Origin of the sequence: Neobacillus sp. GCM10023253, from assembly GCF_042653105.1 — a bacterium.
Lineage (GTDB): Bacteria > Bacillota > Bacilli > Bacillales > Cytobacillaceae > Neobacillus > Neobacillus citreus.
On the sequence record NZ_JBHSHV010000015.1, the window covers coordinates 57,305 to 83,668 of the forward strand.

Consider the following 26,364-nt stretch of genomic DNA (forward strand, 5'->3'; position numbering starts at 1 on the left):
GAGCAGGCCCCCAATGATTAATTAGGGGGCTGAAATTCGCCCTTTTAATAATTTTCCACAGTAATAAATTTCTTTTATGATGATTAAGTATTTTCACCCCATAATTCTCATTAGTTCTTTTTCCAATTCAGCCGGTTCGTTTGCATAGTTGTAAATTCCCAGAAACTTCTCAACAGCTTTAGGGTGAGTGCTAATCAGCTTATTGACAGCGTCTTGCTGCTCAGAAATCCGTTCATTTTTGGATATTTCGCAGCCCATATAAAAACGGACCATAAACTCATCTTCCAGTGCCTTTTGATACTCCTCTGACATTTTTGGCCATTGTTGATATTGATTTTTATATTTTACTAGTATTTCGGAAAGTATTTTTGCGCCATATACCGCATCATGGATCCCTTGTGCCATGCTTGGGTCTTTAAAACAAACGGCATCCCCAACCAGCGCCCAGCCATTTCCCATCCCGGTATACCAGAAGTTTTCATAGCCTAGAATCCCTTTGATCGGTTCAACAAGGGTGGCCTGCTTTAGCCGGGAACCGATAGTGGTGTTTGGAAAACCTTCCGTTAATAGGCTGCGAAGACTTTCTTCCGGGTTATTCTTCAAGTTCTGAATGAAAGCTTTGTTGTCTAATGGGAATATTCCAACAACGGTACATAGGTCATCATTTGTAGGAAAGAGAATCGCCGTGTTGTCTTTTACCCTGTGTACTTCAAATTTCGGTACAAGATCGTTGTTAAAGTTTCTGAAATACCCATAATAAATGCCTACTTTTGCGGGCACACGCAATTTCTGCTTGCTGTCAGTAAGCCTGCGGATGGTCGAGTTTCTTCCGTCGGCACCAACAATGATATCGGCAGTAAATTCTTGATCAAGGCCATTAGAATCAGTCCCTTTGATACCAACTATTGCTCCATTTTGGCGGATGATGTCCGTTACCCGAAATCCTTCTAAAACAGTCACGCTCTTATGAGATTTAGCGTGCTGTAGAAGAATTTGATCAAGATATGTTCTCCTTATACAATAACAACTTTCCTCTCCAAGAACTTCAGGTATTTTCCCTTCAATCGTGGTATCCTCGAACTTAAACTTTATATCTTTAACCGGAGGCGCATTGGTTTCCAATAACTTTTCAAGCACACCCATTTCGCGGAAAAGCGCGGTGGTATTATTGAAAAAGGTATGAGTGGATAGAGTATCACTAGGGAAAGAAGACCGGTCAATTAACAATACCTGAAAACCTGCCTTTGCTAGATAAATAGCTAAAGAGGAGCCTGCACATCTTGCTCCAGTAATAATTACGTCAAACTTTTTACTCATTAGATCACTCCGTATAGAATATTTAGTCTGTGAAATCAATCAATCGTAGCTAAAATAAGATTATGGAACTATTATTTAAAAAATTACGATTATTTTAATTCGGGCATTTATTCAAATCAAAAAAGGTATTTTTATGGAAAAATCCGAAATATAATACATTGCAGAATATATAAGGGGGAGTTTTTATGGCCAAAATGATTATTATGTATGAACAACCGATTGATAAGGAAGCATTTGATCAACATTATTTTAATGTTCATGTTCCATTAGGAAAGAAGATTCCTAACATTTTGCGGGAATCGGTTCGCTACGTCCTGCAGACTCAAAATACTGATCTAAATTTGTATTTAATTACTGAGCTTGAGTTTGAGAGTGTGGACACATTAACACAGGCATTGGCCAGTCCCGAGGCAAAAGCAGCTGAAGAGGATGGTCCTAATTTAATGAGATTCTTAAAGAACCCACCAATTATTACGATTGTAGAATAGCTTCATTGGAAAATCAGTTACATTTTGCGGATAGCAATAAAAGTCTATTAGTAGAAGTTTAATATGAATCATTTTCTAGTTTCATTAAAACTTTTTTATGATATATTTTGAATAATGCCATCATTTGAAAAAATGGTGGTTTTTAGTGTTGCTACATACGAGGGGGATGAAAATGCATAAGAAACCAATTATCGGTATAACAGGTGCCTACGTTAACCATAACGAATATATGGAAGGAGTTTATGTCCATCATGATTATCATAAAAGCATAGCGGCAAATGGAGGAATCCCGATTGTGCTTCCTTTTATAAATCCTGAATTGGCTGTTGAAACTCTAGGACTTTGTGATGGAATCATCCTTAGCGGTGGAGAGGACGTCGATCCAAAGTATTATGGACAAGACCCTCATCGCCGTTTAGGGCCGACTACTCCAGAACGGGATTTGACTGAAATAGCCACTGCAAAATATGCAATAGAGAATAATATTCCGCTGCTTGCGATTTGCCGAGGAGTCCAAATATTAAATGTAGCCTTAGGCGGAACATTAATACAGGATATCCCAAGTCAAGTCAAAGAGCCAATTCAACATGCGCAAAGAATTGATAGGAGCAGGGATAGTCATTGGGTGAATATCTCAAAAGATAGCAAGTTATTTGATATGATAGGTTCTGAGCGGGTAAGAGTTAATAGCCTTCATCATCAAGCTTTGGATACGGTCGCTGCCGATTTACGTGTGGTTGCGATGGCATCTGACGGAATTATTGAAGCAGTAGAATATATTCATCCAACCACATTTACTTTAGGAGTACAGTGGCACCCTGAATCTATGGCTAGTACTGATTCGGTGATGAACAATTTATTTGTGGAGTTCATTAAAAGCAGTATTAAGGTGCCAGTTTTCTAAGTGGTTCTTACCGTAGATATAAAGAAAGGGTGTCAGTTGGTTTTGACACCCTTTACAGAATTTTTAAAACAACCTCATTTGCTCGGATTCAGGTCCTGCCTTTGACTTCGTTTCCGGCAGTTTGTATCCCATTGATTTATAGCCCTTCATTCTTTTTTCAAACATAAAATTTAGGTTGTTTTTAATGAGTGTTACTCCTAAACTTGAAAGTTTTCATAATACCTATTAAGGTGTTTACGAGTGGTGGCGAGTAGCAAAATGTCCGATAGAGGCTTTCTAAAGGACAAAACGAAAGAGTGCAGACACCAAGGTGTCCATTAGAAGATTTTTAGAAAGAAAAACTTTTACCCCTTATTCAACAACGTCCTCGGATTCGCATTCAACACCATCAACGCACAAATTAATATCCCCGACACAAACCAAATCGCTTTCGTACCAAAATGCTGGGTGAACAGGGTACCTAGCAATGCTCCCACTAAAAATGAAACGATCACAACGCTAAAATCGAAGAATTGCTGGATGCCCTGACGGTTGCGTAACACAAACGCAGAATAGGCTGCTTCGGCTGCCGTCCGCAAATTACCAGTCACCATCGCAGAATTATAGGGCCACTTTACCAAAGTCCGAAACGACGAAATTTGAACAGAGGAAACGAAGGCAATCGTTATAACCACAAACGTATTTGGCACGGCCGCTGGCAGGGCTCCGACAAACAAAAGGACGAGACTTTCTAAGAAAAGAACCGACCGCGCGGGATGAGGGAACTTCCTCGTAATAAACGGTTGTTTCAAGCTTTGAGCAACTACAACCCCGATTACAAAGGCCAAAATAGGCGGTATATGCCTCCAGCCTTGATCCCAATTTCCTTTTGAAACCTCAACTCCCAACAACACGAGATTTCCTGTTTGGGAAGTTGCAAAAACCCCATCCCTGCTCACGTATGTATAAGCATCCAAGAATCCGCCGATTAACGCCAGCAAGACACCCAAACCGATGGATTCAGGCGTTAAATGCGGCACTCTTTCAACGCCTCTATGTATTTGCTCCCGTACAGCGTAAAGCGATATCTTTTTATTGTAAGTTTTATCCATGAAGGCTCTCCCCAATAACGCTTTCTTAATAGATTAACCATTTTTTAAGGTATTACATATTAAAATAAGCCATTCAGGCTATTTTCTTGGAACAAATGCAAAATAAATGATAAAAAAGAATTAGATAATGCTGGCTTCAAAAGTCATTCAGGGGGTTTTTTAGTGGAAATAGGTATTAGCACGTTTGTAGAAACAACGCCGGATGTCCAAACTGGCGAGGTAATAAGCCATGCCCAGCGAATTAGGGAAGTGGTTGAGGAAATCGTTTTAGCAGATCGGGTCGGTCTTGATGTATTTGGTGTAGGTGAGCATCATCGAGAGGATTATGCAGCGTCTGCACCTGCAGTTATTCTAGCGGCAGCGGCCTCTCAAACCAAACAGATCCGTCTGACAAGCGCTGTAACAGTTTTATCCTCTGATGACCCTGTCAGGGTATTTCAGGATTTTTCAACACTTGACTGTATCTCGAACGGACGGGCCGAAATTATGGCTGGACGCGGTTCCTTTATCGAATCGTTTCCGTTGTTCGGATATGATTTAAATGATTATAATGAGCTTTTTGATGAAAAACTAGAGCTTTTATTAAAGATCCGTGAATCGGAAAAAGTGACCTGGCGTGGAGGCCACCGTCCGGCAATCGACAATCGTGGCGTTTATCCTAGACCAGTTCAGGACCCGCTCCCTATATGGATTGGCAGCGGCGGTACCAGCGAATCAGTGGTCCGGGCAGGCCTGCTTGGACTTCCATTAGTCCTCGCTATCATCGGAGGAAGTCCTGTACATTTTGCACCGCTAGTCAAGCTTTATAAACGAGCTGCCGCCCGCGCAGGTCATGACCCGGAGAAGCTTCCGGTTGCCTCGCATTCGCATGGGTTTATAGCGGAGACTACAGAAACTGCTGTTGAAAAGTTTTTCCCGCCGACCCAATATGCCATGAATAAACTTGGCCGGGAGCGCGGCTGGGGCCAATACGACCGCACAAGCTTCGATGCTGCACGCAGCTTTGAAGGGGCTCTTTACGTTGGAGACCCAGAAACAGTCGCCGCAAAAATCATTCATTTGCGAAAAAATGTTGGGATTACCCGGTTTATGCTGCATGTCCCTGTTGGCACCATGCCTCATGAAGACGTGATGAAAGCGATTGAGCTTTTAGGAAAAGAAGTGGCACCAATTGTCCGTGAGGAAGTAGCTAAATGGGAAGCGTCTGGCGGAGGAAAAGAATAGGTCTAAATAAAAGAAGGCATGCTTAAGTGGCATGCCTTTTGTGGTGTTATGATACATCTGTTAATTCTGATAAATGAACCAATTCGATGTGATGCAAGCTTCCTACTTCTTTAATTTCGCAGTACCCAGAAGTGTACTTAAAAAGGATGACATACCTCTTGCCGTTATAAATTACAGGAGTGTTGTTGTCCATTCTATTCCCGCCTTCCGAAATCCTTATTATCATTGTACAAACCTTTCTTTATTTTTATATGAAGCTTATTTTAAAAATATGTTATAAATTTGCGAAAAAAATCGAAAAATCGTGTTAGATTTTGGCTGAAGGTAGGACAAGCTAAAATTTAATACATGAATGTTAAAGGAGTTTAGACCGTGAAATCATATGAGATTAACAACATGATTATCGATGATGACTTTGCAAGCGAAGAATATATAACGGTGGATTTTATTCATCAGGAGAAACAATATAGTATTACATTCAAAAAATCGGACCTAGAAGTGATGAACAGATGGGTGTATGAGGATGGCACGTCTCTTCCGGCAGAAATACCGGAAGAGCTGATTGAATCAATCAGAGAAGATGTCAAAAATAGAATTTAAGGAATCCACCCGATAATTTGCAAAATAGTCAGGACAATTTCAAACAGGATGAGAATGACGATAATCCATTCCACGAACAGGCCGCGGATGGAGTGGCTGATAGTCGAAAAACCATCCATGATATTGTATAGGATGTCCGTTTTGCTTTTTAAGATTTTATAGCGGTCATTTAGTTCGAAAAATTCGATCATCCTATCATAAAAATCACTAGCTGTGCTGCTAGTCCAGGTGATGTCGGGCTTATCAAGAATCATGATATAGGCTAGGGTGTTATACTCGTGCCGCACAATTTTCGCTGTTGTCCGGGCGAGTTCCTTGTTGCCGATTCTCAAGTTTCCTTTTTCAAGCCGGTCAATCATGTTTTCAAGCTTATCATGAATCTTTCCGAGTTGTTCTTCTGTTTTTTCGAGGGCCACTGATTTAGCGAGAACCGTGGAAATTAGCTCAGGATAGAAATCCTCAATTTCCGGGACTACCACGTATTCGTCAGCAAGTTCGAGGTTCTCGTTTTCTCCGATGTGCAGGCTGTAATCGTCTGTGTATTTGCCTGCGATGTTGAGATCGACGTCCGGCTCGAAGGAACGAATAAAGCGAAATACTATGTGGAAATCTTCTTCGTTTGTATGATTGATAAAGACGATACTGCCAAAGGAAAAAATCAATACCATTTGCATGTCGGAGACCTCTTGCATGAGGATCGAGCGTAAAACATCTCTCTTTAGAACTAAAGGCTCCTCCCAGGTGAATTTTTTCGGTATTCCGCAATGAATGGCAATTTTGTTTAAATCAATTTCATTTGTGATGGCGAATGCTTTAAAGGTAATGGCCTCCATTGTTACCACCTTTGAGTATATTTTCTAAGCTTATTAAAGTGTATTCGGTATGCCGAGACGAATTCCCTGCATTATTTTTGAAAAAGAACCCCATTGGGTTGTTAATCCAAAAAATCCGTTCCTTTGATATATTGTGTCAAGCCTGATTTAATTTCACTAAATGATTTTTCCAGTAAATGATAAAAAACATAATAGCTTTTTCGCTTGGAAGCGATTAGGCCTGCATCTTTTAGTAGTTTTATATGTTTAGAGACGGCACCCTCAGTCATTCCCATCAGTCCGGCCAGTTCTCTGGTCGACCGGGGCTTTTGGGATAAATATTTAACAATCTGAAGCCTGCTTAAGTCTCCTAGTGCGTGGAACAACCTTAATAATTCCTCTGGCGGCATGGGCCGAGCAGCTTCCTGCTGATTTTCCATGATAGAGTAGTTAATCCCTACTGGTTTATGGGCATTAACAAATAAATGCGGCTCGGCGAAGTAGGAAGGTGTTAACAGTAAGATATCGTCTTTCTCAAAATAAATCTCCCGTTTTGAAATTCTTCTGATAACGGCTTTCTTTTGATTAGGATGAATATCAATTTCCGGCGAAAGGCTTCCCAATAGATGTAGAGGCCCTTCCTTCATAAGCTTTCTGCCGCGGGAAGCAATATCCTTTAGAAAAAGTTCCTCTATTCTACTCCAGTCATCTTTCACGCATGTTTTCCAAAAATCCTCCAGCAACGTCAAAAATCTCTGTTTTACCTGTTCCGGTTTTTCCGCCAAAGCTAAGATAATTTCCTTTGAGTCAGAGTAAACGCTGCCGGCAAATTGGACAAAGTCTTGTTGAAGAGTCTTAGGCGTTGCTTTTTGGCCTAAGATGGTTTCTGCAACAGTTTGGAAAAATGCATCAGAAGAGACGCAGCTTAGTTTATTCAGATCCTCCCCAAAATCGCTGATTGTAGAATTCTCTTGTAGTCCCCAGAAAGTGACAATGGGCCTCTTATAAAAGATGCTGAAGGCATCAATTTCTTGTTTTAAAGCGGGGTTGACTTTCTTCCTGGCATTTATTACCCATGGGATATGGAGCGGGTGGTGCTTGCAATCAATGAACACGTGAAGGGCGATTAAAGTTTCGTGTGCGGCCGAATATCCAAATGAAATTTGTTCTGATGATAGATTCGTAACATCTAAGGAAAAAGACACCGTTCTCACTCCCAACTGATTTACTCTTTACTCAATAAGTAGTCCGGCCAAAGGCCGTCGTCATATAATTCCATTATAATACAATCGGTAAAAAGGAGAGGAACTAGATGAGCGAAGAATTTTACAGCAAGCATTTTGATTTGGAAAGAGTGGGGGACGGGGTGTTTGCCGCGATTGCAAAGGAGGGCGGCGGTGCGGTTGGAAATGCCGCATTTGTGGATTTAGGCGGCCAGACGATTGTGTTTGATAAATTTAATACGCCTAATGCCGCTGAAGATTTGAAAAGGGCAGCGGAAAGGGAAACCGCCCGTCAGGTTACATGGGTGGTGAATAGCCATTTCCATGGGGACCATATTCGCGGCAATCAGGTGTTTAAAGACAGTACGATTATTTCTAGTCAAATCACGTATGAGAAAATGCGGGACATTCATCCGGCACGAATCGAGCAGCAGAAACGGGACATCACGGAACTTACCCAATATATTCAAACTTTAAAAGAACAATTGGGGCAAAATCATAATAGGGAACTAGAGAACAAAATCAGCTTTTTAACGGAAGTGGAAGCGTCCCTGCCATCGCTGGAGTTGACCCTGCCGAAGCAAACGTTTGAAGACGAAAAGGTTTTTATCGGAACCAAAAGAAGCGCAAAACTATTCACGCTAGGCGGCGGACATTCTTACTGTGATGCCATGCTCTTGATTCCGGAGGAAAAGGTCCTATTTATGGGAGACTTACTATTTGTCCAAACCCCGCCAACATACTTTGAAGAATCAAACCCTCGGCAATGGATGAAAATTCTAGAAGTTGTAGAAAATCTTGATTTTACAAAAGCCGTCCCAGGCCACGGCCCGGTTGGAACAAAAAACGATGTGCAAAGCATGAAAACGATGCACGGGGACGGTTCTCGTGTTTCAAAATGAATGATTCAATTTCTTCAAATATCATGAGGTACCTACAAGCTTCTGAATGGTTATAGATCGGCAGTGTTCCCTCATAAAATAATAATGACGTTTGGGAATAAGATGTATTTTTTTAAGGGGGAGCTCAACATGAATAACACCTTTGCCAAGACTGCCAGCTTTGAGCATGCTTTCTGGCTGCAAATACTTGGAGACCATTCGCGGTTTATTTACGAGGCACTGGCACCCGTTCAAAAAGAGGAGATTGAAAAAGCCGTCAATTTCATTGGGATATTTGATCGTCTTTTGAATCAAGTAAAAACGGCTGATCCAAAGCAATTGGCAGCCCAAGCAGAACCAGAGGTAATGAGACTTCGGGAATTTAAATTAGACATGCTAAGTAAACACCTGATTGGAAAAATCAAAATCCACCTTTCCCCAACCTTCCTCAACCATATGGTCAACGAATTAGAGGAATATGTACGGATTCTAAAGCGCTTGAAAGCAGGGCAGGTCCCGCCTGTCTACCATGAAGTGCATCATCATCTTGTTTGGTTATTGGATGCGGCAGGCCATTCGGATGCGATTTCCTCTAATTTGGACGGTGTGGAGAAAAGCTTAAGAGAGAAAAGTGATAAATTTACGAAGGATTTTGAGGCATTTTATTTAAAGGCAGTCGAGATGGCAGGTTACTTACGGACCAACCTGGCGGCATTTCCGGCGTTGGCAAAATTTAATGCGGACGCTACCTTGGAAATCAAGCTTTTTCAAAACTTTTTAAAGGAAATCGAAGAACTGGAGTTAAGCAATCAGGCTTTGGGAACATTTGCCCCGTTAATGGCGGACCATATGTGGCGTGAGGAATGCTATTATCTTACCAAACTGTCGGAAGCAGCCAACATGGAAATGCCGAATTGTGACCCCACGAAGCCGAGGCTTCAGGATTAAATTAATGCGTGACAGCCTACTATAATTATGTTACTATAAGAAAAAATAAATCTCCTTTAATATGGTCCAGAGAGGCCAAAAAGGGTTGTACGGAAACACTCATATATCTTTTTGTATATGAAACCCTTTTGTCTCTTTACCGACGGAAGGGTTTTTATTTTTGCAAAAGTATCTTTTAATCAGGGTCCAGAGAGGCTCGAAAGGAGAATGACAGCAATGAATTATCAGAAAAAAACAGTAGTTGCATCAGTTGCAGGTTTAACGTTAGAAGGTATGGACATCATGTTTATTTCCTTCGCCATGTCCATGATTATTGCCCATTTCCATATTGATATGGCAACAGGCGGACTTATTTCTTCAATTACCAATTTGGGAATGCTAGTTGGGGGAACGATTTTTGGAATTTTGGCAGATAAGTTTGGCCGAGTAAAAGTTTTCACCTATACTATTATTTTGTTTGCCATCGGAACAGCGTTAACCGGTTTGGCAACAAATATTGAACAAGTATATATCTTTCGCTTTATCGCAGGCCTAGGTGCAGGCGGTGAATATGGAATTGGTATGGCGCTAGTTGCAGAAGCATGGCCAAAGAACAAGCAGGGGCGCGCTTCCTCCTATGTAAGCGTCGGTGCCCAATACGGTGTCATCCTTGCCGCGCTGCTAAGTGCTCTCATTCTTCCTAATTGGGGATGGAGAGGATTGTTCTTCGTCGGAATTATTCCAGTAATCTTTGCCTTTATGGTTCGTAAAAACTTGGACGAGTCGCCGGAATGGGTGGCTGCCCAAAAAGAGAAGAAGTTGGTTAAAAAGCAAGGGAATTTAAAGCAATTGTTTGCGACTCGCAGAACAACCTTTACGACAGTAGCTTTGGCCATCATGGCAACCGTGCAAATTGCCGGCTATAATGGCTTAATGATTTGGCTGCCATCAATGCTTCAAAAATCACAAGGATTGTCGGTATCAGGTTCCGCACTTTGGACGATCAGCACCGCGGTAGGAATGATTGTCGGGATGTTAACATTTGGACAATTTATCGATCGCTTCGGAATGAAACGGACATACGGAATCTTCTTATTAGCTTCAGCAGTAGCAGTGTTTTTATACTCGTACGCATCAGGAAGTGCCGGTGTCTTAATCGGCGGTGCCATCGTCGGATTTTTCGCAAATGGAATGTTTGCCGGCTATGGTGCTTTGATTAGCCACTACTATCCTGTAGAAGTGCGCAGTACCGCCACTAACACGATTTTCAACTTTGGCCGGGCGCTTGGCGGATTATCACCGATTTTAGTAGGATTTATCCTGCAGCATGCGAACGTAACAGTTGCCATGGGCTACCTCGCAGTGCTTTACTGTGTATCCTTTATTGCGATGCTCAGCTTGAAAAAGGGAAAGGCGGAGCAAACACAAGAACGCTTCGTTTCTACTGCAAAGGCAGTGTAACTTCTGTTAAAGCCATTACCAAGGGTGATGGCTTTTTTAGTGCGCAAATTAAGAAATTATTTAAAAAATAATGGTACAATGGAAAAATAATTCTATTTTTGAAAAAATGGAGGCAAACAAGAATGTACAGCTTTAAGAATGATTACAGCGAAGGCGCGCATCCTAGAATACTGAACGCCTTGATGGAATCTAATTTCGAGCAGGAAGACGGGTATGGCGAGGACCGCTATACCAGTGAAGCGATTAAACTTATCAAAGAAAAACTGGAGCATACTGACGTAGATATCCATCTTTTAGCTGGTGGTACGCAAACGAACTTAACCGCAATTTCTGCTTTCTTAAGACCACATGAAGCGGCGATGGCAGCAAGCTCCGGCCATATTCTTGGACATGAAACAGGAGCCATCGAAGCGACCGGGCATAAAGTCATTTCAATTGAAACGAAGGATGGCAAGTTGAATCCTTCGCATCTTCAGGCAGTTCTTGACGGACACCCGGATGAGCATATGGTGAAGCCGAAGCTTGTCTATATCTCCAATTCCACTGAAATTGGAACTATTTATAAAAAGAACGAACTGGCGGCATTAAAAGATTTTTGTGATGAAAACAATCTGATTTTATATATGGACGGCGCGAGACTAGGGTCGGCATTGTGCTCCTCGGAGAATGATCTTCAGTTAAGTGACCTTCCTGCATTGGTGGACGCTTTTTATATCGGTGGTACGAAGAACGGTGCACTGATTGGGGAGGCGTTAGTGATATGCCGTGACTCGCTGAAGGAGGATTTCCGCTATCATATAAAGCAAAAGGGCGGGCTTCTGGCAAAAGGAAGGCTGCTTGGCATCCAGTTTCTTGAACTGTTTCGGGACAACCTATTTTTTGACTTGGCAGGGCATGCGAATCGGATGGCGGATTTGCTAAAAGTTGAATTAAGTGGGGCCAATATTCAGTTTCTGACTGATTCTCCTTCCAATCAAATTTTCCCCATCCTGCCAAATACGGTGATTTCTGAATTAGAAAAGAAGTATGCATTTCATATTTGGGAAAAGGTCGATTCCGATCAATCTGGGATTCGCCTTGTAGCCTCTTGGGCGACAAAGGAAGACAAGGTGGCTGCATTTATTGATGATTTAAAAAAGGCACTCACATAAAGAGAAAGACTGTTAAAAAACTAGCACCACCAAGCGGTGCTAGTTTTTTAAGAAGGCAAAATCATCTACATAGCAAGTGTCAGCGGCCAATAATAGAAGACGAAAGTAACGATTATGATCAGAATACCGCTTGCAACCAGGTACAATGGATATCTTCGGGTTATTGATATTTCCTCTTTTTCGTTAGCTTCAATCGGACGTTTTAAAATGTTTTCTAGGAAGCTTCTTTCCTCGATTGTGATTTCTCCAAATTTAGAACCGAAATATAATGCAAGTGAGCTAAGGATGACACCAATAATGACTGGATTCAGGTAAACAGGAAGTGTGATGCCCATTTTTTTCAATGCTTCTCCCAACACAACTCCTAAAAATCCCATAATAATGCTCCATAACGCCCCAGTTTTCGTTACCTTTTTTGAATAAATACTGGCAAAAGCTACTGGTCCCCAAGAAGCAGCGAACAGTGTGGCGGCAAAATAACCAATCCACATGATGGAAGGCGGCTGCCAAAGTCCAATCAAAAGAATGATAAAGCTAACGACAATCATCGAAATGCGGCTGACTCTTAGCAAGTGTTTGTCCGAATATGTTTTGTTTCGGGATTGCTCCATGATATCCCTCGTGATGCTTGACCCAATCAGCTGCAGGAAACTGGCGCATGAGGATAAGGCAGCAGCCATAATCCCGCTTATGATAACCACGCCTAGCCACTTTGGCACCATGTTCATAGCGGCCCAAATAAATACTTTTTCCGTAGGCTTTATATCTGGGTTCACAGTGGTAATCGTTGAGATACTAATATGAAGAAACAAATAAATGGTAATGATGGAGATTGTCGCCCAAACGCCAGATCGAATTGCAACATGTTCGTTTTTCGCCATTAAGTAGCGGCTGCTTTGCCATGGGCTGATGGCGATAACTGCCGACCAAACCAATCCTAAGATAATGGCCCAAACCAAGGCCTCCCACGGTTCTCCCATATAATTTCCAGGTCCGGTGATGCCGTGCCAGCTTAATAAATCAGGGCGCTCCGGGTTAGTCGCAGCTTTGATGATTGCATCAGGAAACCCTCCTGCCTTGCCTATGATAAAAGGAAAAGATAAATAAGTTGCAATCGAAAACAAGAAAAACATGATTGTGTCATTGACCATTACACCTTTAGCTCCTGAGAGAACGGTGAAGGATGCATAAACAATCCACATAATTAGCAAGGCAACGGTGTAGGAGACTCCTGAAATTTCCGACAGTAGCACAGCCCCGCCTTGGGTGACGGCGACTAGATAAGCGGAAATTCCCAGGATTGTTGTAATCGAGGCGGCCAATCTTACTTTGTTGGACTGAAAGCGATTACCAAAATATTCGGGCACCGTTAACGATTTACTTCTTCTCAAGTATCGCCCAAAAAAGAAAACACCTACCACATAACCAGTAGCATTAAAGGTTACAAGAATTAATAAAAGAATAGGATAGCCTTCATAGGAGAATCCTGCTTCACCCATAAAGGATACGGTACTTAAAAACGAAGCAACCAGTGTCCCTGTAACCATTAAGGTTGATCCTTTTCTTCCGGAAACATAATATTCCTCAGAGCTTTTTACCTTTCTTGAAAGGACCACACCAATGAGGATATACAAAATAAAGGAAATAATGATGCCAATTGTATAGATCATGATATCTCCGCCTTTTCATCCGTATTGACCGATTGTTTAGCTACAACGTTGGAATCCATTTTCCGGATAAAAACATGTGTAATAAGACCAAGAATAATCAGTGATCCTCCATAGCCAATAGAAAATAGAAATTCGCCCATCCACAGCACTCCTTTGCATTAATTGGTTTCAATAAATATTAATGCAAATTCTGTGCCAATTTTAAAAATTCGGGTATTTCTGATAAAAAAGAATCCTATTACTTCAAATTATACTTATGAAGCTTTCTCATAATGGTGGTTTGATTCACACCAAGCGCCTTCGCTATTTTTCTGGTGGTTTTATACTTTGATAAGGCATAGGAAAGGACCTGCCTCTCTGTTTCTTCCACTGCTTGTTTCAAAGGCATTCCTTTCTGCGAAAATTCCTTTTGAATCCGCTGATCCATGGCAATGGGTAAATCTTCTAGGCTTAATAGGGACTTATGTGCTGTAACGACGAGATGTTCAATGAAATTCTCAAGCTCCCTGACATTTCCCCGCCATTCCTGAAGCTGGATGCAAATTTTCGCATTTTCATCCAATTGGACTTGCTGCGAATATTTCGTGTTGAATTTTTCAAGAAAATAATCGGTCAGTCCCAAAATATCCTGTTTTCGTTCTCGTAAAGGAGGAATTCTTAACGGAACAACATGTAAACGGTAGTATAGATCCTCACGGAATTTCTTCTCTTCAATCATTTCCATGAGGTTCTTATTTGTCGCTGAAATAATACGGATGTCCACATGTTTTTCGGATGTACCGCCTACCTTTTTGAACGATTTATCCTGAACTAGGTGAAGGATTTTTACTTGCAGCTCCATGGGCATTTCGCCAATTTCATCTAGAAACAGTGTACCGCCATCTGCCATTTCAACCAGTCCTGCCTTACCCCGTTTATTGGCCCCCGTAAACGCTCCAGCTTCATAACCAAATAATTCGGATTCCAATAATGTGTCTGGGATGGCACCGCAGTTAACCTGTACAAATGGATTAACCTTTCTCGGGCTGTAGTCGTGAATAATCCTTGCCAATACCCCTTTACCAACACCGGATTCACCATGAATTAAAATAGAAGAGTCAAGTGGTGCAACCTTTTGGGCCATTTGCAGTGTCGTAATCATGTTTTGAGACTGCGTAATAAAGGTTTGCCGGCCTGTGGTCAGGACGATTCTATTTTCCTGGTGGAGGGCAGAGAATTCTGAAAGTCTTCTTTTCATTTCCACGAGTTCAGAAATATCCCTCGAATTACATACAATTCGGTATAATTTTCCTTCCTCATCAAAAACGGGTTTAGCTGTAGCGAGGACAGTCTTGCCGTTTGGATAAGTTTGTTCATTGGATTGAACCGCTTGTGTTTTCATTGTTCTCAACGTGACGGATTCCTTAATAATCCCTTTTTCTTCGAGTTCACGGATGTTCTTATGGATAAACGCCTCAGGTGGAAGGCCGGTAAAATATTTGCACGAGTCACTTACAAATAAAACATCACCATTCGCATTCGTAACAAAAATTTCATCATAGCTTGAATTCAGAATTTGTGTTAGTTCTTTAATTTTTCTTAGGGAGATATCTAATTGCTCTTGAAGAGATTCGTTTACATTCATCAGATGGGTAATGGTTTGCTGATATTGGTTTACATCAACCATACTTTCACTTCCTTTTTATTGTTTTGAACACATTCTGCATCGGTATTTATGCAAATAAAATTGGACATAGGATTAATACCAATACTAGCAAGGAATAATGGTATTTTGATGCATATTTGCAACGGATTGTGCAAAAAAAGTTCAGTTTATCAGAAATTATATAATACTTTTTTGAATTATAGTAAATTTTCGAAAAAATAGTTTTAAAAAAAGTTGGCACGATTTTTGCTTGTAAGTTATATAGAGATATTTTGAGGAGTGATGGACATGACGAATTTTAAACATTTATTTAGCCCTACGACGATTGGGACAACCGATTTAAAAAATAGAATTTTAAGTACGGCACATCAAACAAATCACGTAATCGATGGGATTCCTACCCCTGACATGACAGCTTATCATGTTGCAAGGGCTAAGGGTGGGGCTGGTTTGATTATCCTTGAAGCCGCCGCAGTTCATCCATCCGGTATGCTGACCACCAATACCATTGCAGGATATGATGAAAATGTCATACCTGCTTATTTAGAATTAGCAAGCGGCGTTCATCAGTATGGAACAAAAGTGTTTTCGCAATTATTCCATGGGGGAAGGGAAGTTGTTTCAAGCGAATATCGAAATGCCGCCTGGGCACCTTCTGCTGTTCCGAGCCTCCGCTTCAGCACTATGCCTAAACCGATGAGCATCGAAGAAATCAAGGATGTCATTGAAGGGTTTGCGATTTCGGCAAGGTTAGCAAAAGAAGGCGGTCTAGATGGGGTAGAGATTTGTTGCTCGCATGGCTATCTTCCTGCACAATTTTGGGCGGAACATACAAATTTACGTACGGATGAATACGGAGGATCGTTCGAAAATCGCATGCGCTTTATTGTAGAAGTCATGGAACGGATTTGGCAGGTGGTTGGTGATGACTTTACGGTTGGTATCCGCATGAGTGCCGATGAAATGACCATGGATGGCACAACTGTTAAAGATGCGGTCAAGATCGTGGAATATTTGGTGGAGCGCGTAAGGGTGGATTTTATAGATGTCACGGCAGGTGACTCGAGTACATTTGCGGGGTCCACGCATATTGTTCCTCCTTCACCAATCAAGCATGGGTATCTGACACCGCAATCCTTTAAAATTCGAATGGCAGGGGCAGTACCAGTATTTGTCGGCTCCCGTATTGTTGATCCAGTTGAGGCCGAGCAAATCTTAGCATCAGGAAAAGCGGATGTTGTTGGGATGACACGTTCTTTAATTGTGGACCCCGAAATGCCGAATAAGGCCAGGTCCGGCAATCTTCATTTAATGGATGCTTGTATTGGCTGCCTACAGGCGTGTATTGGTCATTATCATAAAGGATTAACCATCGGCTGTGTGCAAAATCCTTCAGCAGGGAAGGAAAGAGAGGTTGATGAATTAAAGAACAGTCCGCGTGAGAAGAAGAGGGTCCTTGTCATCGGAGCAGGACCTGCGGGGATGCAGGCAGCCGTCACATTGGATGAACAAGGCCACGATGTCGTTTTGGCGGATAAAGAGGATCATGCAGGAGGATTATTGCATACATTAAGACGGGCGCCGATGAGACAAGAACTCGCTGAATCGATGCTCGATAATTATGTAAGAAAGTTATCTAATAGCAAGGTACAGCTTGAACTAGGTTGGAATGTCCAGTACGAAGATATTGTGAAAATGTCTCCGGATGCAATTATCTGCGCTGCCGGGTCAAGACCGTATATCCCGAATATCCCGGGAATACAAGATCCACGAGTGCTCACGGTTGAAGAGCTGTTTAATAAGCGGGACAAACAAATTGGAAAAAATGTCTTAGTATTTGATTTTGCCGGCGATTGGCCAGCAATGGAAGCGGCAATTGAATTAGGGGAAAAAGGCCATCAAGTTACTTTGATTTCGGCGCGGCTTTATATCGGAGAAGAAGTCCATCAATACTTACGAAATGAATATTTGAAAAAGCTCTATCAACTTAAAGTTAAGCTGCGGCCACATTATGATTTGGGAGAAATAAAGGGCGACGGAGCAGTAATTAGAAATCTATTTTCTTATGAAAAAGAAACTTTGGAAAATTGGGATACAATCGTCCTATCGCTTGGACGCATACCAAATACTGAACTCTACGAAAAAATAAAAAATCTAGGTCCGCATGTTTTACAAATCGGAGACTGCCTCGCACCTAGAACATTGGAAGAAGCCACCTATGAGGGATTGATGACATCCTTACAGCTAGGGGTAAAAGGGATGAATAATCGTGGGATCACTTTTAGTGAATCCATTGTTAAATAATAGTCTTAAGCCAGTCCAAGGTAGTGTGGGCTGGCTTTTATGTCGAAAGCTTTTATCTCTTAAACACATGATCTCCAATAGAGGCGGTTGTCGTCCTTGAATCAAGCCAGCGGCTGGTTGCGATGACCGGATTATAGAAGAATAAGGAATCTCCGACAAGATTTCTTTTCTCATTCAACGCCTCACGCACCGCGTTAATAGAATCATCATCTGCGGGTTTATTAATGGCCCCATTGCGGACAGGCTGGAATTGTCCCTTTTGATAGATAACCTCCTTAATCGAGTCAGGGAATCCCGAACTCGCAACACGATTTAAAACAACGCAGGCAACGGCCACTTTTCCTTCGTAAGGCTCAATCTCTGCCTCGGCCCTGACCAATCTCGCCAACAAATCTAGTTCTTGTTCTGAATATCCCTGATTCTCTTCAAGTTTTAACGCGGCCGATGCCGCTGCAGCTCTAACGGCAACTGTCCTTGCGACCGTCATTTCAGCCTCAGAATCACCAGTATGTATAGTTTGTCCAACATAAATCAAATCGAGGTTTTGAACCTGCGGGTTCCGGTTCGCTAAATCTTGTAAAGTCATACTATGTTCTCTTGCAATCTTAGTCATCGTATCCCCGGTTTTAACCGTATAAGCAAAAACAGGTGAAGCAAATAAGAGTGATACTACTATTGTTAAAGTCACTATTAATTTTATCATTGGTATTTCCCTCCTGGTTGATATAACGTAATCTCTTAGTGTCTATTTCTATGAATTGAAAAAAAAGAATAGTATTACAGTTTGATTTCATAGAAATAACAATTGTGTTATGTTGAAAAAATATAAAGGAGGCCGCTGATAATCGGAAACTAACCGAAAATATGAATTTGCTAGTTTTTAAAGAAAAATCTATATTTAAAAGCTATAATGAAAAAAGAGATTTTTTAAGGGGGTGTGCTTTCTGCAGTCGATAAAAGTTTCCCTTCAAACAAAAATATTCGGTCTTGTTCTGATTCTTAGTTTCATATTAATTTTGCTATTAACGGGATTTTATAGTTATATGGAAAGCAAGCAAATCGAGGAAAACAAAGGAAGGCTGGCGCTGGGAATATCGAGAACTGTTTCATACATTCCGACCATTATCGATGCATTTAAAACGGATGACCCATCCATAACCATTGAGCCTATTGCGGAAAAAATACGTAAAGAAACGGGTGCTGAATTTGTTGTAATCGGCAATAAAGATGGGGTCAGATACTCGCATCCCGAAAAAACAAAACTTGGCAGGAAGATGACCGGAGGAGATAATGACAGGGCCCTTACAAAAGGGGAGTACTATGTCTCCAAGGCGAAAGGGACACTTGGACCATCGATAAGGGGAAAATCTCCGATATTTAACAAACAGGGAGAGATTATTGGAATTGTGTCAGTCGGATTTCTTCTCGAAGATGTCAATCAGCAAATTACCGATAACATCAGAAGGGTATTGATTGTTTCATTATTTGCTTTATTCATTTCGCTAATCGGCAGTATTCTACTAGGCCGCAACATCCGCAAAGATACGATGGGACTTGAACCGTACCAAATTGCCACCCTTTATAAGGAGAAAAACGCAGTCCTCCATTCTGTAAAAGAAGGGATTCTAGCAATCAATCAAAAGGGATACATCACGATGATGAATCAACAGGCGAAGGAACTTCTGCAGCTGCAAGGGTCCGTAAGAAACAGGAAAGTAGATGGACTGTTTCCTTCCAGCTATCTGTATGAGGTGTTAAAAACAGGAAACGCGCAAACAGACAAGGAAATGGTCTGGAATGATAAAACCGTGATCGTGAATTGTACACCAATCATGGATGGAAAAAACGGCATTAAAGGCGTTGTGGCATCTTTCCGTGACAAAACGGAAATTGAGCAAATGATTAATACCATCTCTGAAGTAAAAAGGTATTCGGAGGACCTGCGTGCCCAGACCCACGAATTCACCAATAAACTTTACTTTTTATTGGGCTTGCTGCAGCTTGGGGAATACAAGGAAGCCATCGAGATGATTCAAGGTGAAACCCAGGCACTTCAGTTTCAGAATTCGGTTGTTTTTAAGCAAATAAAAGATACAAAAATACAGGCCATTTTATTAGGTAAATTAGGGAAAGCATCAGAAAAGAAAATAAACTTTGAGATTAATACAGACAGTTACTTAGAAGCAATGCCCGCCCATATTAAACTTTCAAACCTCATTGTCATTCTGGGAAACTTAATTGATAATGCCTTTGAAGCTGTTTACGGAAGTAAAGACCCTGTTGTTAAATTTTTTGCAACAGATATCGGAAGTGATATCATTTTTGAAATTTCTGATAACGGAAAAGGGTTTAATGAGGATGAAATATCGCTCCTTTTTGAACGGGGCTATTCCTCTAAAATAGGTACGGCGCCGCGAGGATTTGGCTTGTCGAATGCTGAACAGGCTGTATTAGAATTGAATGGGATGATAGAGGCGCAAAGCAATTCTGAAAGCGGCGCTATTTTTACCGTTTATATTCCAAAGAACGTGCAAGGGGATGAGATGGTTGGATAGGATCAAAACGGTTATTGCGGAAGATGATTTTCGAATCGCTGATATGCATGAAAAGTTTTTAAATATGTTTGAAGAAATAGAAGTTGTAGGCAAAGCATTAAACGGTGAACAGACACTTCAAGTGCTTGAGAAGGAAAACCCTGATTTTCTCCTTCTTGATGTGTATATGCCAGATATGCTGGGATCCGATCTTTTGCCTGCGATACGAGAAAAGTATCCGAAGGTTAGTATTATTATGATTACGGCGGCAACCGATAAGGAATTTCTTGAAAAAGCTTTAAATTACGGGGTCGAAAATTACCTGATCAAGCCGGTAAACAAAGAAAGGTTTGATGATGTTATCCAGGAATATATCAAAAAACGCACCTTGCTTTCTTCCACCCAGGAAATTAATCAAAACTATGTAGATCTTCTATTTAGGCATGGAAAAGCGGAAAGAGAAGGCAAAAGCCCTGGGCTTCCGAAGGGTATCGATGAAATAACACTAGGAAAAGTAAAAGCTGTTTTTCAGGCAAGGAAAGATGGCCTTTCGGCAGAGGAAGTTGGCAAAAAAATTGGCGCTTCCCGGATTACAGCACGAAGATATCTGGAATATCTCTCCTCCAAACAGGAGGTAAAAGCAGAAGTGGTCTACGGAATTGTCGGCAGGCCAGAACGAAAATATTATCCAGTTTTATGAAAGAAGGTGGGAATGCCGCCTTCTTTTTTTAGCAAATAAGAAAGTATAAATTCAACTACGCCTCTGTCTTCGTCCTCGAGGACTCGCCAATCGGCGAGTTTTTATTTATGGAAAAATTCTCCTCTTATGAACAATATGTACAAAATCTACTTAAATTACGTTAAAAACTTTATTTTGGTAACGTTTTCACTCCTGAATATTTTGATTATATTTAATTTACAAATAAAAGGGGTGACTAATATGTTAGCAATTTTAGGATTTTTAATGATTATAACTTTCATGACATTGATTATGACTAAACGCCTTCCCGCTATGATCGCGCTTATGGTAGTGCCTGTTGTTTTTGCATTAATCGGCGGTTATGGAAGCAAAATGGGACCGATGGCGCTAGAGGGGATTAAAAGTGTTGCGCCAACTGGAATTATGATTCTGTTTGCGATTCTGTTTTTCGGTATTATGATTGATGCCGGAGTGTTTGATCCCATCATTTCGACAATCTTGAAAGTGGTAAAAGGAGACCCGGTCAAAGTAGCGATTGGAACGGCTGTCCTTGCCCTATTAATTTCTCTCGACGGGGATGGGACGACCACTTATATGATAACGATTTCAGCGATGTTGCCATTATATAAACGGATTGGCATGAGACCATTAACACTTGCTGGAATTGCCGTATCAGCTTCAGGAGTAATGAACCTCCTTCCATGGGGTGGTCCAACAGCAAGAGCAATGACAGCTTTGCATATGGAAATGTCAGATATTTTTACACCGGTGATCCCAAGTATGGCGGGAGGAATCGTGTTTGTTTTATTCATGGCCTTCGTGCTTGGAAGAAAAGAACGGAAACGGGTCGGTGTCCTGCAAATCGATCCTGTCACGAGCAATATGGTAGCTGCAACTTCAGAGGCTGCCTACCTTAAACGTCCTAAGTTAATTCTTATAAACTATGCTCTGACGATTACTCTATTAGTAGCATTAATCCAAGAGTTGCTTCCAACAACAGTCTTGTTCATGCTTGGATTCGCTATTGCGATTACACTTAACTACCCACGCTTAAGCGATCAAAAGGAACGAGTTGCCAACTATGCAGACAATGCCTTGTCAGTTGTTTCAATGGTGTTTGCGGCAGGAATTTTTACAGGTATTTTGACAGGTACAAAAATGGTAGATGCCATGGCAACTGCAATGATTTCCTATATTCCGGATTTCATGGGTTCACATTTTGCTGTGATTACAGCGATTATTAGCGCACCATTAACCTTTTTCATGTCAAATGATGCTTTCTATTATGGGGTGCTGCCTTTGCTTGCTAAAGCAGCGAGTGTATATGGAATCGACCCGGCATTTCTTGGACGGGCATCATTGTTAGGACAGCCTGTTCACTTATTAAGCCCTCTTGTCCCTTCGACCTACCTCTTGGTTGGAATGGTTGGCGAAGATTTCGGCGACCTGCAGCGCACCTTCCTGAAATGGGCTTGCGGCTCGACATTGGTGATGATGGCAGTTGCAATTGTTATAGGCATTATTCCTTTTTAATAGAAAAGTAGGCTGGGGGATTCAATATGTGGATTATTACCGTCTTTTTAGGAAAAAATAATGTCTCAATGTATGAATTTTATTCTGAGCAGGAAGCAAGGGAAGCGTTTGGCAATGTATCTGGTTGCAAATTTCTTTCTGAGGTGATTTATTATAACGATAAAGAATAAATAGGATTTTTTGTTTTATAGAGAGAGAAGGTTTTTCAATGGATATATTGTTTCATATTTTGCTCGATATCATTTTCCCGATCTTTGTGTTAATCGTGGCAGGTGCCATCTTGCAGCGGACTGTTAAGCTAAATTTATCTACACTGTCAACTTTGACAGTGTATTTCTTATTACCGGCAGTTTGTTTCGTCAATATTTATCAGAGTAAGTTGCCGAAGGCGGTCGTTAGTCAGACGTTAGGCTATTTAATGCTGTTTAACTTTATTCTAATTCTTATCAGTATGGTAATTGCAAAAGCAAACAAATTTGACCGTAAGCTGTCGTCCACATTTAAAAACAGTATGGTCTTAAGCAATTCCGGAAATTACGGTCTGCCGGTCAGCGAAATGGCTTTTGCCGGGAATCCGATCGCCATGTCCATCCAAATCATCATCATGATTTTTCAAAACATACTCACATTTACTTACGGTTTATATAACTGTGTTTCTGCCCAGAGCAGCGGGATGGAAGTTTTGCGGAAAATTATGCGGCTACCGGTGATTTACGCTCTATTTTTGGCTGTATTGTTGAAATGGCTTCATGTGGAAATTCCCTTTTATATTTGGAAGCCAATTGAAAATGCATCAAACGCCTTTTTAGCGGTAGCGCTCGTTACATTAGGTGCACAGGTCGCGTATTTAAAAATTACTCACATTTCCCGGCCTATCATCTGGATTGTCATCGGCAGGCTGCTAATTTCGCCGATAGTTGGTTTTTTCGTTATCACAATTCTTGGTCTTAAAGGGATTACGGCTCAAGCATTATTCATAGCCAGTTCCTTTCCGACTTCGAGAAATAGTTCCCTGCTCGCGCTTGAGTATGATAATTATCCGGAATATGCCTCGCAAGCAGTCCTGTTAACGACTATTATCAGCAGTGTTACCGTTGCGATTGTCGTGTACCTTTCGAAAATCCTTTTTGCGGCTTAAATGCACTTATTAGACAGGCCAATTTTTCAATGGATAAGTCTAAATTCGTAAAAAATGAATATTTTCATAGTAGATAAGGAGGCGATAAGGTGAAATCAATCGGCATCTTGGGGGTAGGTCAAGCAGGTGGAAATATTGCTGAAATAGCATCGACGATGGGCTTTCAAACCGCCCTTATCAACACTAATCAACGTGATGGGGCAGTCAATACAAAGGTTGAAAAGAAATATTTTGTCCCCGGGTATAATGGAGCAGGGCAGGACCGTTCAGTCGGTTTACGGGCGGTTCACGAACATTATCGGGAACTGATTGACTTTGTTAAAAAATCCTTTAAAAACGTTAAGCTGCTATTGGTTGCATTCTCGACGGACGGTGGAACTGGGTCGGGAATGAGTCCGCTGTTAATTGATATTTTATTAGACCAGCTGCCGGGTATGAACATCGGGGCAATTGCGGTTGTGCCTGAGCGGAATGTGCTGGCAGGGAATCGAATCAATGCGGCTGAATGCATTGAGCAGATTTCAAAAATTGAAGGCATTTCTTCCGTATTTCTAGTGGATAACGATCAAATGCGTAAAGTAAATCCGCAATCAAGCAAGCAGCAAGTTTATCTTCAGTCCAACCATCAAGTTATGGAGGCCATCAGCCATGTCCTGGAAGTAACACAAAAGAGTTCATTTTACGGCAATTTTGATGAAACGGATTTGATGAATATCCTCAATACAAGAGGAGTAACGTTGATTTCTTCGGCTCCTGTTACTGATGCGAAGACGACGGCGGAAGTGGCCGAAAGCATTCAGCGTTCTTGGGCAAGTTCCATCTTTTGCCCTGTCGATACAGTTGGGGTCATTCGGGCAGGACTTATATATGAAGGGCCGGAGACAGTCACGAAACTCATAAATGTGCCGTCTATTTTTGAGGGAATCGGGGAGCCTTTAGAACTATTTGAGGGAACCTATATAACAGAAGGGGATCCAACGATTACGACGATTTTAGCAGGGCTGTCTTTCCCAAGGCGCCGCCTGCAATCCTTGGAGGAATCACTGGAGAAAAACAAAGAGCGCCTGCAATATCTCGTTAAGAAGGAACATGCAGAAAGATATGAATCCTCTGTTTCCTGGGCTTCCAATCTAAAAGCAAAACCACCTGAACGAAAGTCTTCGGGTGTAACCTCCAAGTTGTCAAAGTATCAGAAATAGGGTAGTTAAAAGGACATCCTCTTTGGTAAAGGGGGTGTCTTTTTTACGGGAAAAATTGTTGGTAGAGTTTTAACTGAAAAGAGATATAAATGAAAAAAGCGGTGAGGCTGCTCGCCGCTTCACCGCATTTATGCTCTAATTTTTTTTTGATTTTCGTTTAAATAGTTTGTAAAAACCTGAATTATCATTTGTGATATTGTCCAATTTTTGAGCCATAGATGACAGTATTTCGTTTTGTTGTTTAAGTTCTTTAACCACGTTAGATATATTTTCTAAATTATTATTTAGAGAGGATAGCATTTCATTTACTTTTTGTAATTCTGTAACCACATTAGCGGAATTCTCCTGGCTTTGAGATACGATAGACGTCTCCGCATTTGGTGCTAAGGATGCAGGGAGTTTCAGCTTACTAAGTCCAGCAACAGAAGTTAAAAACGAATCATTTTTTAGAAGAGTGGTTGCCATCTGCATCAGGGAATTCATATCAAGTTGGTTTCCTAAATTGCCCGTTAAATTCTTGAGTTTCTCCAAATCCACATTCATCCCAGCAGGATTATTATTTTCAACAACATTTTCATCCATTATATTACTCCTTTACCGTTTATTAAAATCAAAAATTTACTTTATCATATGTTTTACTGCAAAAATGAAGTGTGTGAATAACCCCTATCGATGAAGTTTTCTATTTTGTTAGTTTCTATGCTATCTATTCATTCCGCGATTAGAACAAATAAATATTCTATAGCAAAGATTCTTATGGAGGCGGATAGATGAATTTTTTTAATGGAAATGATGATTTGGAATTATTTCTTCCCTTTTACGGGTCAACAATAGTTTATAAGACTTCTAGCAGTTATCAAAATATTTATGTAACAGAGCGAGGGGAATATGAAGGAATGCGTGGGAAATTCCGGATGCTTCAGTCTTCATCCAATGCTAGTCAAGGAATCATGAATTTGGAGCAACCGAATAATCTGGTCGTTCCATATATTCGAATTACAGTTGATCTTATCAATCATTATCTACCTGATTTTAAAAAAGGGTTTATTATTGGCCATGGCATTGGTACTGTCAGCTCTTTTTATTCTGATAAATATATGGTTACGGCGGAAATTGACCCGGTGGTTGTTGAGGTATCAAAGAAGTACTTCGGTCATTCTGGTCATAATGTTGAAATTGGCGATGGACAAGTTCTTTTAAAGAAACAGGAGGCTCATTCTCAGGATATCATTTTTCTAGATGCCTTTAACAGCGATGATGTCCCAACTCATCTAACGACTGCGGAGTTTTTTACTTTGACAGATGAAAAGCTGTCGGACACAGGAATTTTAATCATGAACTATATTGGAAAACTAAAACATGATAAATTCTTGCATACATTATATTCAACGATTTCCAAAATCTATCCTTGTGTGAAAGTGTTTGCGCCAAATCCAAAGAAAATATTGAAGCAGAACATATTATTCGTTGCAAGTCGGAATATTCTGGAGGACTATACTCCACGAGAAGCAGAACCAATTCAGATTTCAGGTAATTAGCTGTTATTAAAATGATATATGGAT

The 26,364-nt window shown here is 41.0% G+C and carries 26 protein-coding genes; 16 read left to right on the forward strand and 10 right to left on the reverse strand.

All coding sequences use genetic code 11. The annotated features are described in order from the left end of the window. Positions 1-93: 93 nt before the first annotated feature. Complete coding sequence (locus ACFPA1_RS18885) at positions 94-1,317, reverse strand: NAD(P)/FAD-dependent oxidoreductase (protein ID WP_378584724.1); 1,224 nt, start codon at positions 1,315-1,317, stop codon at positions 94-96. A 185-nt stretch (positions 1,318-1,502) separates the two neighbouring features. On the opposite strand from ACFPA1_RS18885, the gene ACFPA1_RS18890 reads away from it, so the two are divergent. Both ACFPA1_RS18890 and ACFPA1_RS18895 read left to right on the forward strand, forming a co-directional pair. Then, positions 1,503-1,805 (forward strand): EthD family reductase, encoded by a 303-nt coding sequence (locus ACFPA1_RS18890; protein WP_378584725.1) that lies wholly within the window; start codon positions 1,503-1,505, stop codon positions 1,803-1,805. A gap of 172 nt (positions 1,806-1,977) precedes the next feature. Next, complete coding sequence (locus tag ACFPA1_RS18895) at positions 1,978-2,709, forward strand: gamma-glutamyl-gamma-aminobutyrate hydrolase family protein (protein ID WP_378584727.1); 732 nt, start codon at positions 1,978-1,980, stop codon at positions 2,707-2,709. A 344-nt stretch (positions 2,710-3,053) separates the two neighbouring features. Here the strand turns inward: ACFPA1_RS18895 and ACFPA1_RS18900 are convergent, their stop codons facing one another. Next, positions 3,054-3,800, reverse strand: a complete 747-nt coding sequence (locus tag ACFPA1_RS18900) for a YoaK family protein (protein WP_378584729.1) — start codon at positions 3,798-3,800, stop codon at positions 3,054-3,056. 162 nt (positions 3,801-3,962) lie between these two features. On the opposite strand from ACFPA1_RS18900, the gene ACFPA1_RS18905 reads away from it, so the two are divergent. After that, on the forward strand, positions 3,963-5,024 hold the full coding sequence (locus tag ACFPA1_RS18905; RefSeq protein WP_213145390.1) for an LLM class flavin-dependent oxidoreductase: 1,062 nt from the start codon (positions 3,963-3,965) through the stop codon (positions 5,022-5,024). A 46-nt stretch (positions 5,025-5,070) separates the two neighbouring features. Here the strand turns inward: ACFPA1_RS18905 and ACFPA1_RS18910 are convergent, their stop codons facing one another. Beyond that, positions 5,071-5,217, reverse strand: coding sequence for a hypothetical protein (locus tag ACFPA1_RS18910; protein ID WP_213118969.1), 147 nt, complete (start codon positions 5,215-5,217; stop codon positions 5,071-5,073). Between the two features lie 179 nt (positions 5,218-5,396). Here ACFPA1_RS18910 and ACFPA1_RS18915 point away from each other — a divergent pair, with 179 nt between their 5' ends. Continuing rightward, positions 5,397-5,624: a hypothetical protein gene (locus ACFPA1_RS18915; protein WP_213145391.1), complete on the forward strand. Its 228-nt coding sequence runs from the start codon at positions 5,397-5,399 to the stop codon at positions 5,622-5,624. Here the strand turns inward: ACFPA1_RS18915 and ACFPA1_RS18920 are convergent. Continuing rightward, positions 5,621-6,457 carry an RMD1 family protein gene (locus tag ACFPA1_RS18920; protein WP_213145392.1) on the reverse strand — a complete coding sequence of 279 codons (837 nt, stop codon included), beginning with the start codon at positions 6,455-6,457 and terminating at the stop codon, positions 5,621-5,623. The genes ACFPA1_RS18915 and ACFPA1_RS18920 overlap by 4 nt on opposite strands. A gap of 101 nt (positions 6,458-6,558) precedes the next feature. Then, positions 6,559-7,641 carry an ArsR/SmtB family transcription factor gene (locus ACFPA1_RS18925; RefSeq protein WP_378584732.1) on the reverse strand — a complete coding sequence of 361 codons (1,083 nt, stop codon included), beginning with the start codon at positions 7,639-7,641 and terminating at the stop codon, positions 6,559-6,561. A 107-nt stretch (positions 7,642-7,748) separates the two neighbouring features. Here ACFPA1_RS18925 and ACFPA1_RS18930 point away from each other — a divergent pair, with 107 nt between their 5' ends. The 4 genes from ACFPA1_RS18930 (at position 7,749) to ACFPA1_RS18945 (ending at position 12,079) form a co-directional block, all read left to right on the forward strand. Next, positions 7,749-8,561: an MBL fold metallo-hydrolase gene (locus tag ACFPA1_RS18930; RefSeq protein ID WP_378584734.1), complete on the forward strand. Its 813-nt coding sequence runs from the start codon at positions 7,749-7,751 to the stop codon at positions 8,559-8,561. Positions 8,562-8,690: 129 nt separating this feature from the next. Next, entirely contained in the window at positions 8,691-9,488 is a 798-nt protein-coding gene (locus ACFPA1_RS18935) for a DUF2935 domain-containing protein (RefSeq protein WP_378584735.1), read from the forward strand. Positions 9,489-9,704: 216 nt separating this feature from the next. Then, on the forward strand, positions 9,705-10,928 hold the full coding sequence (locus ACFPA1_RS18940) for an MFS transporter (RefSeq protein ID WP_378584736.1): 1,224 nt from the start codon (positions 9,705-9,707) through the stop codon (positions 10,926-10,928). Between the two features lie 122 nt (positions 10,929-11,050). Further along, the gene (locus ACFPA1_RS18945; protein WP_378584738.1) at positions 11,051-12,079 is read left to right on the forward strand and encodes a threonine aldolase family protein; all 1,029 of its coding nucleotides are present in this window, start codon (positions 11,051-11,053) and stop codon (positions 12,077-12,079) included. 65 nt (positions 12,080-12,144) lie between these two features. Here the strand turns inward: ACFPA1_RS18945 and ACFPA1_RS18950 are convergent, their stop codons facing one another. The 3 genes from ACFPA1_RS18950 to ACFPA1_RS18960 all read right to left on the reverse strand — a co-directional run bounded on the left by ACFPA1_RS18950 (position 12,145) and on the right by ACFPA1_RS18960 (position 15,415). Continuing rightward, positions 12,145-13,749: a sodium:solute symporter family protein gene (locus ACFPA1_RS18950; protein WP_378584740.1), complete on the reverse strand. Its 1,605-nt coding sequence runs from the start codon at positions 13,747-13,749 to the stop codon at positions 12,145-12,147. Next, the gene (locus ACFPA1_RS18955; protein WP_213145399.1) at positions 13,746-13,889 is read right to left on the reverse strand and encodes a hypothetical protein; all 144 of its coding nucleotides are present in this window, start codon (positions 13,887-13,889) and stop codon (positions 13,746-13,748) included. The genes ACFPA1_RS18950 and ACFPA1_RS18955 overlap by 4 nt, the downstream gene beginning before the upstream one ends. Before the next feature lie 98 nt (positions 13,890-13,987). After that, entirely contained in the window at positions 13,988-15,415 is a 1,428-nt protein-coding gene (locus ACFPA1_RS18960) for a sigma-54 interaction domain-containing protein (RefSeq protein WP_378584742.1), read from the reverse strand. Positions 15,416-15,682: 267 nt separating this feature from the next. On the opposite strand from ACFPA1_RS18960, the gene ACFPA1_RS18965 reads away from it, so the two are divergent. Continuing rightward, positions 15,683-17,698 (forward strand): FAD-dependent oxidoreductase, encoded by a 2,016-nt coding sequence (locus ACFPA1_RS18965; protein WP_213145401.1) that lies wholly within the window; start codon positions 15,683-15,685, stop codon positions 17,696-17,698. Between the two features lie 52 nt (positions 17,699-17,750). Here the strand turns inward: ACFPA1_RS18965 and ACFPA1_RS18970 are convergent, their stop codons facing one another. Further along, on the reverse strand, positions 17,751-18,401 hold the full coding sequence (locus ACFPA1_RS18970; RefSeq protein WP_378584744.1) for a cell wall hydrolase: 651 nt from the start codon (positions 18,399-18,401) through the stop codon (positions 17,751-17,753). A 340-nt stretch (positions 18,402-18,741) separates the two neighbouring features. Between ACFPA1_RS18970 and ACFPA1_RS18975 the strand changes: the two genes are divergently transcribed. From ACFPA1_RS18975 to ACFPA1_RS19000, 6 genes are all read left to right on the forward strand, one after another. Then, a complete protein-coding gene (locus ACFPA1_RS18975) occupies positions 18,742-20,253 on the forward strand; it encodes an ATP-binding protein (RefSeq protein WP_378584746.1) in 1,512 nt (503 codons plus the stop codon). Next, positions 20,246-20,932, forward strand: coding sequence for a response regulator (locus tag ACFPA1_RS18980; protein WP_378584748.1), 687 nt, complete (start codon positions 20,246-20,248; stop codon positions 20,930-20,932). Before ACFPA1_RS18975 ends, ACFPA1_RS18980 begins: the two co-directional genes overlap by 8 nt. A gap of 135 nt (positions 20,933-21,067) precedes the next feature. Further along, entirely contained in the window at positions 21,068-22,465 is a 1,398-nt protein-coding gene (locus ACFPA1_RS18985) for a CitMHS family transporter (RefSeq protein ID WP_378584978.1), read from the forward strand. Between the two features lie 26 nt (positions 22,466-22,491). Next, the gene (locus ACFPA1_RS18990) at positions 22,492-22,635 is read left to right on the forward strand and encodes a hypothetical protein (protein ID WP_378584749.1); all 144 of its coding nucleotides are present in this window, start codon (positions 22,492-22,494) and stop codon (positions 22,633-22,635) included. A gap of 38 nt (positions 22,636-22,673) precedes the next feature. Further along, entirely contained in the window at positions 22,674-23,603 is a 930-nt protein-coding gene (locus ACFPA1_RS18995; protein WP_378584751.1) for an AEC family transporter, read from the forward strand. 89 nt (positions 23,604-23,692) lie between these two features. Beyond that, entirely contained in the window at positions 23,693-24,802 is a 1,110-nt protein-coding gene (locus ACFPA1_RS19000) for a cell division protein FtsZ (protein ID WP_213145407.1), read from the forward strand. A gap of 135 nt (positions 24,803-24,937) precedes the next feature. Here the strand turns inward: ACFPA1_RS19000 and ACFPA1_RS19005 are convergent, their stop codons facing one another. Continuing rightward, positions 24,938-25,384: a hypothetical protein gene (locus ACFPA1_RS19005; protein ID WP_378584753.1), complete on the reverse strand. Its 447-nt coding sequence runs from the start codon at positions 25,382-25,384 to the stop codon at positions 24,938-24,940. Between the two features lie 188 nt (positions 25,385-25,572). Here ACFPA1_RS19005 and ACFPA1_RS19010 point away from each other — a divergent pair, with 188 nt between their 5' ends. Then, positions 25,573-26,340: a spermidine synthase gene (locus tag ACFPA1_RS19010; protein WP_378584755.1), complete on the forward strand. Its 768-nt coding sequence runs from the start codon at positions 25,573-25,575 to the stop codon at positions 26,338-26,340. Positions 26,341-26,364: the final 24 nt, after the last annotated feature.